Source organism: Salinisphaera sp. LB1 (assembly GCF_003177035.1).
Taxonomy (GTDB): domain Bacteria; phylum Pseudomonadota; class Gammaproteobacteria; order Nevskiales; family Salinisphaeraceae; genus Salinisphaera.
Window position 1 is genome coordinate 115,544 of the sequence record NZ_CP029488.1, and the last position, 13,369, is coordinate 128,912.

General features: G+C 61.5%; 8 protein-coding genes. All 8 read right to left on the reverse strand.

The genetic code is table 11. The annotated features are described in order from the left end of the window. Positions 1-23 precede the first annotated feature (23 nt). The 8 genes from SALB1_RS00495 to SALB1_RS00530 all read right to left on the reverse strand — a co-directional run bounded on the left by SALB1_RS00495 (position 24) and on the right by SALB1_RS00530 (position 13,299). Positions 24-605, reverse strand: coding sequence for an XrtA/PEP-CTERM system exopolysaccharide export protein (locus tag SALB1_RS00495; protein ID WP_222843048.1), 582 nt, complete (start codon positions 603-605; stop codon positions 24-26). Between the two features lie 220 nt (positions 606-825). Then, a complete protein-coding gene (prsT, locus tag SALB1_RS00500) occupies positions 826-3,837 on the reverse strand; it encodes an XrtA/PEP-CTERM system TPR-repeat protein PrsT (RefSeq protein WP_109992070.1) in 3,012 nt (1,003 codons plus the stop codon). Further along, positions 3,815-5,179, reverse strand: coding sequence for a PEP-CTERM-box response regulator transcription factor (prsR, locus tag SALB1_RS00505; protein WP_109992071.1), 1,365 nt, complete (start codon positions 5,177-5,179; stop codon positions 3,815-3,817). Before prsR ends, prsT begins: the two co-directional genes overlap by 23 nt. Before the next feature lie 3 nt (positions 5,180-5,182). Further along, complete coding sequence (prsK, locus tag SALB1_RS00510; RefSeq protein ID WP_109992072.1) at positions 5,183-7,288, reverse strand: XrtA/PEP-CTERM system histidine kinase PrsK; 2,106 nt, start codon at positions 7,286-7,288, stop codon at positions 5,183-5,185. Between the two features lie 45 nt (positions 7,289-7,333). Then, positions 7,334-8,740 (reverse strand): TIGR03013 family XrtA/PEP-CTERM system glycosyltransferase, encoded by a 1,407-nt coding sequence (locus SALB1_RS00515; RefSeq protein WP_109992073.1) that lies wholly within the window; start codon positions 8,738-8,740, stop codon positions 7,334-7,336. Positions 8,741-9,343: 603 nt separating this feature from the next. Beyond that, positions 9,344-9,664 (reverse strand): PEP-CTERM sorting domain-containing protein, encoded by a 321-nt coding sequence (locus SALB1_RS00520; protein ID WP_109992074.1) that lies wholly within the window; start codon positions 9,662-9,664, stop codon positions 9,344-9,346. A gap of 168 nt (positions 9,665-9,832) precedes the next feature. Next, positions 9,833-10,942 (reverse strand): non-hydrolyzing UDP-N-acetylglucosamine 2-epimerase, encoded by a 1,110-nt coding sequence (wecB, locus tag SALB1_RS00525; protein ID WP_109992075.1) that lies wholly within the window; start codon positions 10,940-10,942, stop codon positions 9,833-9,835. 92 nt (positions 10,943-11,034) lie between these two features. Continuing rightward, a complete protein-coding gene (locus SALB1_RS00530) occupies positions 11,035-13,299 on the reverse strand; it encodes a hypothetical protein (RefSeq protein WP_145961204.1) in 2,265 nt (754 codons plus the stop codon). Between the last annotated feature and the right edge of the window lie 70 nt (positions 13,300-13,369).

The following is a 13,369-nucleotide window of genomic DNA, read 5'->3' on the forward strand; positions in this document are numbered from 1 at the left end:
GGCCAGCACTATCGCGCCGGATTCTAGAAGTAGGTGCGGGGAATGATCACGACATCGCCCGGATGAACCGGCACGTTGTCATTGATGTTGCCGTTGAGCAGGTCCGCAATATCGACATTGAAGGTCTTCGTCTGACCATTTTCATGCCGCACGAGCTTGGCGCGATTACCCGCGGCAAACTGGGTCAGGCCGCCGACGTTGATCATCACGTCCAGCAGTGTCATGCCGGTACGGTAAGGCATCGACTGTGGCTGCGCGGCCTCGCCGACGACCCGCACCTGGTCCGCGTAGGTGCCGTGAAACTGGGTAACAATCACGGTCACGCGTGGATCGCGCACATACGTCGAAAGCGCGTTCTGCAGATCGCTGGCAAGTTGCTTGGGCGTTTTATTCGCCGCCTTCATGGACTGCACGAGGGGGATGGATATCTCCCCGTCCGGCCTGACCGGCACCTGCATGCTCAGATCAGGGTTGTTGCGGACATATATATTCAGCTGATCGCCCGGCCCGATGCGATAGGTGCTGGTCGGTGCCTGGCCCTTGAGCGCCTTGGGCGGCGCCGAGGCACAGCCTGCCATCAGACCGGCCATGAGAATCGCGGCCACCCAGGTCAGAAACAAACGATTTCGAAACACTTTGCCATCCCCCATAGGCCGACACGGCCCGAGACTGTCATTACCCGGCCGTGCATCCGCCCGAGTCGGTTACGGTTGGTCGACGCTTTCGCCCCCGAAGTCTTGTTCATGCCGGAACCCGATTTTCCGCATCATGCCGCTGACTCCGCCTGATTGTAAATGAAATTCCCCGGTCGCCGGACAAACCGGGCTAACCGGTGCCCCCGCCGCCGGCCAACCGGTTCAATATCTGATGCGCGTGACTCGCCTCGTCCGGGCTCAGACCGGCGGCAACCGCTTGGCTGAGCAGCGTTTTCGCGCGCTGCCTGTCCTGCGGTTTGCCACGGCCGGCCAGGGCCACGCCCAGGTGATACCGAATCTCGGGATTGTTTTTACCCGCCGATTTTTCGGCCGCCTCGAGCAGCGGGATGCCGGAATCCTGCTGTCCCTGGGACACCAGTATCCAGCCCAGTGTATCGGTCACCGCTGCGCTTCCCGGGGCCTCATGGTGTGCCTTGCGGGCATAGCTGAGCGCTTTCCCGGGATGACTTTTCGCGTTGATCAGCGCGAGGTTGTTCAGTGCAATCACTGCGCCGGGATGGGCCGCGAGCACCTTCTGATACAGCGACGCCGCGCGCTCCGCCTGATCATTCTGCTGATACCAGGCGGCCAGCTGCAGAGCTGCCGTGGCATCCCCCGGGGCCTGCTTCAGCCATTGCTCGAGCGGCTGCGCGGGATTGTCAAGCCGGCCGGCCCGGCGCGTGTTGAACATGGCCATGGCCAGCCGGGCACTGGGCTTTTTCTGATAAGCCCTGGCGTAAGCGGCATCGGCCTGCTTGAAACGCTTGGCCGTACGCAGGACATCACCGCGGAGAACGTCCGCATCGAAATCGCGCCCGGCCTGCCGCAGCGCGGTCACCTGCGCCAGCGCCGCATCCGTGTTGCCGGCATTCGCCTGGGCCAGTGCGAGCACGCTGGCCGCGGGCCAGAATGCCGGGGATTGCTGGCGCAGTTTCTGCAAACGCGCGATGCCGGCCTGGCGGTGGCCGTACGACAGCTCGGCCTTGGCGACAGCCAGCGCGAGGTCGGGACGGTCGGGAGCCTGGTCAGCCGCGCGCGCGAGCGTTTTCAGCCCATCATCGGTCTGGCCCTGGACCAGCTGCGCGACACCCTTGAGGTGCAACCAATCCGCCGACTTTTCGTTTGACTTGAGCTGGTTGTCAATCAGCTTCAGCGCCGGGCCGGCCTTGCCATTCGCCAGATAGGCCCGGGCCAGGGCCTGGTTCAAAACCGCCGACTTCGGCTGGCGCCCCACCGCCGATTGCAACAGGCTGATGCCCTGTGACGCCTGGCCCGCGCGCGCATAGAGTGCGGCGAGCGCGAGCGTCAGATCGGTGTTGTCCGGCTGCGCGCTTTGCAGCGGTTTGAGTTCGTCTACCGCCTCGGCATAACGCCCGCGCTTGGCCGCCAGCGCGGCCTGGGCTCGGACCAGGGAGTCGTCGTCGGGATTCGCCTGATGGGCCTTGGCAAGCACTTGCGCCGCGTCGCTGTAGCGGGCCGTCGCGACATAACTCTGCGCCAGCAGCTTCTGTATTTCGGGATCGCTCGGATTCTCCCGGGCCAGCGTCTCCGCCTGCTTCAGCGCGTCTGCCTTTTTGCCCGTGGCCAGCGCGATCCGTACCCGAGCGGCCGCCACCGCGCGACGCTGGGCGTCATTGCTCGGGTTGATCTTCGAAAGCACGGTCTGTGCCGCGGCTTCGCTGCCCATTTGCGCCAGCGAACGCGCCAGATCGAGTTGCAGCGAAATATCGCCGATACCCGCGTTCGCCGGCTCGCCGTTCGCATGATTTTGCTTGAGCTGGGCCACGACGTCGGTTAGTGCCTTGTGCAGACCGGGTTGGTCGGGGTGGCGCCGATATGCCTTCGCCAGGAGATCCCGGGCCTGTTCCCCCTGGTTCTGCGCCATCCAAAGGCCAGCCTGAAGCCGCAGGGCGGCCATGTCGTCTGGCGCCTGCGCCAGGACTCGCGTAAGAAACGGCTGGGCCGCATCGGGCCGACCCTGGACGATCCGGAGCCAGGCCATCAACGTCATGCTGCGCAGATTGTTCGGATCCACGTTGAGCGTGGCCTGGACGTGATTGGCCGCGTTCTGGTAGTCGCCCTGGCGGATATCCATCAACGCTTGAAGGTAGTTGCCGAAGGGGTTGCTCTGATCGGCCGCCAGAAGCGCGTCGATATTCTTCTGCGCCGCGTCCGTATCGCCGACGCGCAACTGACAATCGGCCAGCAGTGCCCGTGCACTGCGCTCCTGCGCCCCGGTCATTAAATGGGCACCGACCTGCATCGCATGCGTCAGACGTTTGACCGCACCGCTGCAGTTGTTTGCCCGGTAGTCGACCTGGCCGAGCAACGTCAGCGATCCGACATCGTCCGGATGCGCAGAGACCGCCTTCGACAGCGCCGCATGCGCGCTATTCAGATCCCCCCGCTGCAGAGCCAACCGCGCCTGTCCCTGTAGCGCGTCCGGCAACTCCGGCTCGATCGACAAGGCAGACGCATAGGCGGCGCTCGCCTTGTCGGTATCGCCAAGCCCGGCCCGGGCATCTCCGCGCAGGCTCGCAACCAGCGCCCGCACGTGATCCGGCGAGTCGCCTTCCGGCTTGTTCAGGGCTTTAAGTGCCTGCTGATATTTGCCACTCGCGACCAGCGCGCGTCCGAGTGGCAGGGCGAGCGCCGCGGCAGGCTGGCCATTGGCCTTGGCTTTTTCGAACTGGTGGATCGCATCGTCGTATTGCCGCTCGGCCAGGGAGGTGTGACCCAGCAAGGCCCAGGCGACGCCATTGTCGGGGTGCTTGCGCAGCACCGTTTTCAGCTGCACTTCGGCCGCATGATAGTCGTGTTTCTCGTAGGCGTGCCGCGCCTTGCCCAGGCGCTGCTCGGGCGAAGAGGACGAGCAACCGGTAATCAATACGGCAGCCACCAGACAGAACACAAGCACGCGCGCGATCCGCAACGATCTTTTCTCACAACTGCGTGACTCGACCATGACTCCCCCTGGATCTGTTACCGGCTCACACGGCCCATGCACGGCCATTATGTTCGAAAGCAAACACCGCGGGCTCAGTGTAGCCCGGCACCATGAACACTCGACAACACGGTGCCGCGGAACATACCCGCCCCCCGGGGCGGCCTGCGTGAACCTAGTTATGCTGCTCGATCCCATGCTTGCGCATTAGATCGTAAATGGCGGGCCGCGACACGCCCAGCAACCGGGCGGCCTGCGAAATATTGCCATCGGCCCGTCCCAGACTCTTTTCTAGCGCACTGCGTTCGGCGGCATCGCGGACCTGCCGCAGATTGAGCTGACCGTCATCCATATCCGATGTGGTCTCGCTCAGTCCCAGATCCGTGGCATCTATCAATTTGCTTTCGGCGAGAATGACCGCGCGATTCACACGATGCTCCAACTCGCGCACATTGCCGGGCCAATCGTGCTGCTCGATGGCGGCCAGCGCGTCCGGCGAAAAACCGCGCAGCGATCGGCCGTGTTCTTCACTGGCCCGCTCGAACAGCACTTTCGCGATAGCGATGGCATCGCCACTGCGTTCGCGTAGCGGCGGGATACGGATGGTTATTTCGGCAACGCGGTAATACAGATCCTCGCGGAAATCACCCTGCTGGATCAGCGCCTGGAGATCGCGATGCGTCGCACAGATCACGCGTGCATCGACCGGAATCTCGTGGCGTCCGCCGACACGCTCGATCACGCGCTCCTGGAGAAACCGCAGGAGTTTGGCCTGCAGGCTTGGGGCCATGTCGCCGATCTCGTCGAGAAAAAGCGTACCGCCCTCCGCCAACTCCACCTTGCCGAGCGTCTGCTTTTGCGCACCGGTGAAAGCCCCCTTCTCGTAGCCGAACAGTTCACTCTCGAGCAGGTGCTCGGGAATCGCCGCACAGTTGATGGCCACGAACGGACGCTCGGCCCGCGGGCTGAGCCGGTGCAACGCGCGCGCCAACACCTCCTTGCCCGAACCGGTGTCGCCCTGTAGCAACGTGGTTGCACTGGTCGGCGCGATCTTTTCGATCTGGCGCACGATACGCCGCATCGACTCACTGGTCGCGATCAGGCCATCGAGCGGGCGGTTTGCGTCGGCCCGGAGGCGGCGGTTCTGACGCTCCAGCTGCCAGATATGGAAAGCACGCTGGATAATGAGTTCGACAACCTGGATTTCGACCGGCTTCTGGTAAAAATCATAGGCGCCAGCCGCGATCGCCTTGATCGCGCTATCCTCATCGCCATTGCCGGTCACGACGATGACCTTGGTCGCTGGCGCAAGCCGCAGAATATCCGACAGCGCGGCCATTCCTTCTTCGATCCCGTCAGCGGCCGGCGGCAGGCCGAGATCGAGCAGCACGACCTGGGGTTCATGGCGGCGGACCTGGTCGATGGCACTGTTTCGGTCCGCGGCGAAAACCGGATCGTATTGATCAAAGCTCCAGCGCAGCTGTCGCGTCAATCCCGGATCGTCTTCGACGATCAGTAGTCGTTCGGCCACTGCATTCATGGATCAGGTTCTCCCCTCGACAAAGGCCGGCTCGGCCGACGCATCGGCGACCACCGGCAGCACCATCGCAAACCGCGTCCCGCGACCCGGCGTACTGACGACGAACACATCACCGCCGGACGCGCGCGCAAAATCACGGACCTGGTACGCCCCGATCCCCATGCCCCGCGTCGACTTGGTGCTCACGAACGGTTGGAACAGAGAATCGCGAATGAAAGCGGCGGTCATCCCTTCGCCGTCATCACTGACGGCAATTTCAATACCACCGTCGCGGAACCGCGTTTCAATCTCAACCTGCCCGTGTTCGCCGGTCGCATCCTGGGCATTGCGCACCAGATGCCGCAGCACCATGATCAATCGGTCACGATCCGCATTCACAACGGCCCCGCTCGCCGGCCCCCGCCGGACCGGCGCCGGGGACGTCCCGGCCAGCTCATCGATGAGCTGATCGATGGCGGCGTCAACATCCACGCGCTCGGTGCGATTCTCCGATCGCGACACCTTTTGCAGCTGGTTGAGCACGCCCCGCATGCGGGTGACCGAGTGCTCAATAGTGGCAATCATGTCGTCGACGAAGGCGGGGTTGTGTTTGTGCCGCTCGGCATTCTCCAGCATGAGCGACTGCTGGCCGGCAATGTTTTTCAAGTCGTGCATGAGAAAGGCCGTCAGTCGGTTAAAGGCCTCGAACTGACGTGCCTGAGTCAACGCGCGGTTGGCTTCCTGGTAATCGAGATAGACTCCGATCTGTTGCGCGAACGCCTTGAGCAGATCGATTTCCTCCCAGTTGAGCTCGAACGAGGCCCGCGGCTCGGCCAGCACGAGAAAACCCACCAGCCGTTGCTGGCCCGCAAACAGCGGAATCATCAGCCGTGCGCGCTCGAGCGTCATAAACCAGCTGGGCGGCTCGAAACCGTCGTACTTCGCAGGGTCGCGCTCGAATTCCGCGCGGTCGACCACCCAGGCCGTCGCCCCCAGATAGACGGCCAGCGCCCCGGTCAGGGGTTCGGACACATCCGCCGCTGCCGCCATGTTCCATTCCGCAACACAGGTGAAACGCCCGTCGCGGGCGAGCCAGAGGGCGCCTGCCGGACTGTCCACCGGTTGCGCAATCGCCCGGATCGCCCGCTCGTATACGTCGAGATCACCATCGTCACGGCTCAGCCGTCGCGTCAGCGCCAGCCATTGCTCGCGATAGTCGTAGCGATACTGCAACAGATGTTTGTGCAAGAGAACACGGGCATGACCGCGAACCTGACCGGAGAGGAAAAACACCACCAGCAACAACGTGGCGGTTACGGTGAACAGCAGCGCCGTCACTTCGGCCCAACTGCTGTCGAACCGGCGGATATAGGTACTGCCGCCGGCCACGACCATCAGATAAGCGCCGGCCACGATCAAGGCGCCCGTGCGAAAGATCACCTGATTGGACACACTTACCCGTGCCGACCACTTGGCGTTACGCGCCGCGGCCATACCAATCAACGGGGCGACGAGCGCGTTAACGGCACCGCGTGCGTTCCAGACCGACAATGCGATGTGATGGGCGGCCAGGGCGCCCGAATACATCATGAAGTCGTATGCGAACAACGTGGCGAGCGCCAGACAAAGATACTTCACGGCCCAACGGGCATCCAGATTACTGGCCCGGTAGGTCTGCTCGACCAGCACCAGCCCGTAAAGACTCATCACCATCGCGCCCACGGTGAACAGCACGCTGTGGCCGGTCGCGATCATTCCGGACGGGTCGGCCAGACGCCACAACAGGTAGCCCACGATCGAAACGGGCAAGGCCACGGCGATCCCCCGCAGCCAGCGATGACGCATCGACATCCGGCCGGCCGGAACGACCCAGGCTGCAGTCACGAGCCACAGCCCGGTACGCGCCGTTTCCACGACATCAAGCAACGGACCACTGATGGAAACCAGCGGCGCCGCGGTCAGGAACGCAAACCAGCAGCCTGTCATCGCGCAGGCCGCCAGCAAAAGCCGCGAGGCGGCGTGATGTGAGCGGACCCCCAGCATGATGAAAGCCGTCAACGCAAAGAAGGCCACCGCCCCCACGCCGTTGGACAGCAGCCACACCTGGGTGATGTCGAGATCGGGAAACATCGCCAAGGATCCGATATCAGCCGCGCAAGCGGCGTGACCGGGCGCTCACCGGCTACCCTTACGGAACAGCACGACCTCGATCGTATTGATCAGGATAAGCAGATCGAGGAACAGGCTGCGATTCTTTACGTAATACAAATCGAGCTGCAGCTTGCCGTTGGCATCCTCATCCGAGGCGCCGTAGGGATAGCCCAGCTGGGCCCACCCGGTCACCCCGGGTTTGACGCACTCGCGCACCCGGTAATAAGGCAGGATCGTGGTCAGGTGCTGGACAAACTCCGGACGCTCGGGCCTGGGCCCCACCAGACTCATGTGGCCGAAAAATACATTCCAGAGCTGCGGCAGCTCATCAATCCGTAACTTGCGGATGATGTGGCCGACCCGCGTGATGCGCGGGTCATCCTGCGAAGCCCATTGCGGCCCGGACATGGCTTCGGCGTCCACCCGCATGCTGCGAAACTTGTAGATCTGGAATTCGCGGCCGTTGAGCCCGACACGTGTCTGCCGAAAGAGCACCGGCGCGGTCAGACCGTCTTCGATCTTGATCGCGACCGCAGCCACGACCATGAACGGCCAGAGCACGAAAAACAGCACGAGCGACGCTACCAAGTCCAGCAGCCGCTTGATCACGTTGTCAACCGCCCCCTGGCGGAAACCGTGCGAGAAGATAATCCAACTCGGCTGCAGAAGCTCGGTCTTCACTTTCCCGGTCTGACGCTCGTAAAACGTGAGCATGTCGACAACGTTGATCCCCGAGACCCGGCATTCGATCAGTGCATCCGACGGAAAATTGTGGCGCCGGTTGTCCATCGCCACCACGACCTCGTCGATGGCATTGCGACGCGCGTAATCCGAAAGCGTTGTATCGAGCCGACATTGCAGCGCGTCGGACACCTTGATCGACTCCCCCTCGATGACTACACAGCCCACGAGATTGAACAACGATTGATCACTGCGACGACGCAGAAAAGCCAACAATTCGGCCGCGTTATCACCTGCCCCGTAGAACAACACACGCCAGGGTGGCGATCTCTGCGCCACTGTAGCGTGAAAAAGCATCTGAACGACCGCGACAGCAACGGCCGAGAGCAGGAGCGCCAAGCCGAGCACACCGCGGCCAAGATAAAGGCCGGGCAGGATATAATAGACCACGATGGCAAATACCGCGCCGAAGGCGACAGCCACCAGAACACGAACAAACAAGGCCAGGTAGCGATTTTCCCGATGCGGCCGGTACACCCCCATTGCGCTCAGGCACAGCACGATGATCACCGCATAGGCAATGGCTTTGAGCGTCATCATCGGGTAATCGGCAATCACCGGGGTATCGGTCGTGATGTAGCGAATATTGACCGCCGCGAACACCGAACCGATCAGCAGCAAGAAATGCAGCACGCCCAGCAACACAAACTTGACATGCACATGATGATTGAAGATACGCAGCGTATTCATGAGTCCCCAAGCATTGAAGGCGCCCTCTCCTTCGACCGCATCACGCTCGCATAAAACGTCTCTGCCGAGCCACCAGGCATTGCCTCACGCCTCCCCGCCCATGAGTCGACCGCCGCGGGCAGGCCTACCACGCCCCACGCGCGACGATTTCAACCAAGTCGATACTACCGCAATCGGCAGTGGGCGGTGATGGCTCGTTAACTATTTCGACGGTTCCGTCCGGATTTCATCCCGCGGCGCGCGCAGGCGCCCAATGCTCTCTGCTCCGGCACCGCCGGCCGTGCACCGCCTCGCGCAAAAATAAATCAATACAAAATCAAAGCTTTACGAGAAGCGCGTCGCGCGCGCACCCATCACGCCCCCGCGCCCGACTCGCAATCACAGCCGCCCTACCGGCCATAGCAGTCAAATTATCTTTATAAATCGATCACTTGCCCGTCACGCCCAAAATGACAATTTTTTCGACACCCATTTCACGCTAGCGACGACGCGCCCCACCTGCATATGGTGCAACAAAAAGCCCCCGACACCGTTCGGCATCGGGGGCTTACACCATGGCAACTGCCGCACGCCATCGACCCGATAATCGCGTCCGGCAGGGCATCATTCGCTGGCAGTGCGAGCCCGCCGCCGACGCGAGGCAACGCCTATCCCGATCATGGCAACACCCAGGCCAAACATGCCCCAGGTCGCCGGCTCGGGGACATCACGGCTCTCGTGATAGCCCATGATTTCACCTTGCCGGAAGGCACTCGCCCTGTAGTAGGTGGACCCATGAGACAACAAATACCCAGCCCCTTCGGGCGCCGAACCGCCCGGCGATGTCGCCAATGCCATGGGCGCCGCGCCCAGACACAAGGCAACCACCGCAGCACGCATCATCAAATGAGTACGGCGAGATTTGCTCGTGATCATGTTTTTCATCGGAAAAACTCCAGTCCGCACACATGCGCTTTGTTTCCATCACAGTATAACAAGTTTTTCGTTCCGCCCATCGCTGCATTCAACGCCGGGCTGCATCCCGGAACAGCGGGCATCGGGCATGTATGTTTTTTCGACACCGGCCGCCCGCCGGCCGTACGATCACGGTTGTCACGTATGCCGCTTCAGACTCTCCACAATTCGCTCGGCCGCGTGTCCATCCCACAATGGTGGCCGCTTTTGGGCAGCCCGCCACGATTCATCGGCTGCAAACGAAGCCGCATGCACGGCATCAAGAAGCTGCTCGGCCCGAACCAGTTGGTTGGTGCCCTGGGTAAGTGTGACGGGGCGCTCCGTCGTATCTCTTATCGTCAGACACGGGATGCTGAGATAGGTCGTCTCTTCCTGCATCCCCCCCGAATCGGTAATAGCGATAGCGGCGCCGGTGAGCAGGTTCATGAAACTCACATACCCCTGCGGTTCAAGCAGCCGAATACCGGCACATGCCCGTAGCCGGCTCAACAGCCCCGCGCCTTCGAGACGCGCCCGGGTCCGCGGATGGACCGGAAAAACAATAGGCAGATCCGCGCTTATACGCCCAAGCGTGTTAACCAACGTCGCCAGGCGCGCTGGATCGTCGACGTTGGAGGGACGATGCAGCGTTACCACGGCATAACTGCCGAATACGAGCCCCTGGTCGGCCCGAGTGCTCGCAGCCTCGATGCGCGGGCGCATGAATTCGAACGTATCAATCATCACGTTCCCCACGAAATCAATGCGCGCCTCCGGGATGCCTTCGGAACGCAGATTCTCATTAGCGTCACTCGATGGCGTCCACAGCAAATCCGCCACCGCGTCTGTGAGCACGCGATTTACCTCCTCGGGCATGCTCCGGTCGCGACTACGCAACCCAGACTCGACGTGCCCGACACGAATTCCCATTTTAGTCGCAGCCAAAGCGCAGGCCAGTGTCGCATTGACATCGCCCACCACAATCGTCCAGTCGGGCCGGCGATCGATACAAAGCCGCTCGTATGCCATAAGCGTGCGGCCTGTCTGTTCGGCGTGCGTACCGCTGCCGACGCCCAAATTGATATCCGGATCGGGCAACGCCAGATCCTGGAAAAACGTCTGGGACATATTGGCGTCATAGTGCTGTCCGCTATGAACCAGCCGGAGATCGCACCGCATTTGACGCCTCAGAGCGTGATATACCGGCGCGACCTTCATGAAATTGGGCCGCGCTGCCGCTATCAGATCAATTTTCAGAACTGCCCCCATGCGGCCCCGTCAACACTTCGATATGAATATACGCCTACCTACCCACAGCTGATCATACAGAGCAAATTGAACGATGGGCACGCCCACCATCACTAACTTCCCCGGGGAACCACCGCGAAGTTCGGATATTGCGAATAATTTGGCTTATCAACCCGGCCATCGAAAACCGCCCACGCTTTTGCAGCGTTACCTGCGCTACTATCAGCCGCTACCGCAAGCGCAATTTGCAGATTGGCCGGAAAACCGGTTGGCGACGCCGAAAACCCGATCATTTGCCCCGGTTTCAGCTGGTCCTCTGGTGTACTCAACTGATTCGCCATCTCTTGAGAATTACACCCAAGGCCGTTGATGCTCGGGTAGGTCTTGGCATACACCTCATCGAGGCTCGTGTAAATCGGCGAATTGTTATCGTCCCGAAACTGAAAAGTGTAGCCCGACGCGACCTGCCAGCAAAAACCATTCGTATCACCATCTTTCGCCGAGGTCATCAAACCTATCTGAAATGGCGCCAGCCAGTTCAATAGCTTGTTGGCGCCCGGCACGCCCTGTTCCGCGGCGTGACCGACCGCCCATGTGAAAAAGTCAGCCTGCCAAGGCGCTATGCTGATATTGGACGGCTGATGCGCCGGATAGTGCACCGCACCATAGGCATCGAGCGTATGCAGCGGATGACCCGGGTCATCAACATAGCTGGCGATATAATCACTGACGATGTAATTTATCTGATCCACGAAGTAGGTCTTCATCGGATCATGATCCGGTGTGGCGAAGGCCGCGTTGGATATGGTGCGCAGCTCCCATGCTTGCCCCCGAACCTGCGGGCTTGCCTCCAGCAAACGACCCTTTGCGTACTTGCGGTAACTGGGATTAGCCCAAAGCTCATCGTAGCTCGCCTCGAACTGCAGCTCCTCAAGGTAGTAGAAATCGCCGGTTTCTAGATACGACACATATCCGATCGACGGCTGATGCGCGATTTCGAATCGATTCGGGTTGCTGCAACTGTTCGCACAGGCAGGCAACAGATCCTTGGCAAAGGCACCGCCCGCTTGGCTGGCGTGGCTGTAATCGGCGATAGTGATATAGGGATGATCGACGATAGTCACGGGCCGGCCGGTCGCACTATCCCGGTAATGAAAGCCATAGCCACCTGCGGCGTCGTCATCCGCTAACATCCACGCGAAGGCACGCTGATCCCCGGAAACCACGTATGTCGAAGTCCATTTCGGCAACGGCCCAATGCCCGCCTGCGCGCCGGTGGCACCCATGTCGGGGGTCTGGTCCAAGTGATTCATCGGCTGGGCGGCCTGGGGCCGCGAGTCGAGAAACTGGTTCGACGGCTTCAGGTTAGCGTACTTGGAAACCGCCTTCGACTGCTGCAAATAGGCAGTGGATACGCCCGCAAAATACGAATGGCCTCCTTGCGACCATAGCACTTTGTGCCAACGGGTCTGAGTGTATTGGGTCAGGTTGGAAATCGAGTAACTATTCTGGCCCACCGTAATCTTTGCGTCATAAGTTTCATTGTTGGGCGCCACCGCGTATGTCTGGTCATTTTCAATCACTGAGTCGACACGAACGTTACCGATGCTGCCATCAGCGGCCCGATACGCCCGCACGTTGAAGAAAACACGCAGACGAGGCGCCGTGGCGTTGCCGCTGGTCAATGTGGCCGGCACAATCCACTCACTTACGAGACCGCCCGACAACCAGCGCTTGCAGCTTCGCTGCCCCCACGCGGGGCAGGTTCCGCTCTGGGCGATCTGCTCAAGTGCGTTGCGCGCGTTCGCCGTATAGGTCGTGCCGCCGAGCGTGATCCGCACGTTTGCCGTGAAGTTGGTGCCCAGCAGATCATCAAGCGACACAGTACCCACCCCCAGGCCCCCTTTGTGGGCCACCGCATACAGCTGCAGCGTGGTCGCCTTGCCGCTGGCCGGCGCTGGAAGTTGCACCGTGACAACGCTATGGCGAACAGATCCGTCCGCCCACGTCGCCTTGCGATCAACCTGGGTGGGCAGCACCTGGCCGTTGACCGCGGCCACCACATGCTGACTCGCGCCGACGTCACCTTTCGCAAACACCTGGCCAAAGGTCACGTCCACTGTACCGGCAGAGTTGCTGCTGCCGTAATTCTGCACACTGACATCCGTGATGTGACGCGCCGTGCCGCTGGGCAGGCTGGATAAGTTACTGCCCGCGCTCACCGCGGGGCTGGCGTTGTTCGAGAGGTTTCCCGAGTTGCCTCCGCCCGCAGGTTGACTACTCGTGCCGCCCCCGCTGCCGCCAGAGCCCCCGCCGCAGCCCACCAGGGCAGCCGCGACGATGACGCAAGAGAATATGATTGCCAGGCGATTGGACATAGAACCGGACCTCTAACGAGGATTCCGTCGCCAGTGCGAACCCCACGGCACACTGCGGAATCTTGAATCA

Coding starts and splice junctions, on each gene's coding strand:
- prsT (WP_109992070.1), bottom strand. CDS start 3,837: ATGGGATCGAGCAGCATAACTAGGTTCACGCAGGCCGCCCCGGGGGGC.
- prsR (WP_109992071.1), bottom strand. CDS start 5,179: ATGAATGCAGTGGCCGAACGACTACTGATCGTCGAAGACGATCCGGGA.
- prsK (WP_109992072.1), bottom strand. CDS start 7,288: ATGTTTCCCGATCTCGACATCACCCAGGTGTGGCTGCTGTCCAACGGC.
- SALB1_RS00515 (WP_109992073.1), bottom strand. CDS start 8,740: ATGAATACGCTGCGTATCTTCAATCATCATGTGCATGTCAAGTTTGTG.
- SALB1_RS00520 (WP_109992074.1), bottom strand. CDS start 9,664: ATGAAAAACATGATCACGAGCAAATCTCGCCGTACTCATTTGATGATG.
- wecB (WP_109992075.1), bottom strand. CDS start 10,942: ATGGGGGCAGTTCTGAAAATTGATCTGATAGCGGCAGCGCGGCCCAAT.
- SALB1_RS00530 (WP_145961204.1), bottom strand. CDS start 13,299: ATGTCCAATCGCCTGGCAATCATATTCTCTTGCGTCATCGTCGCGGCT.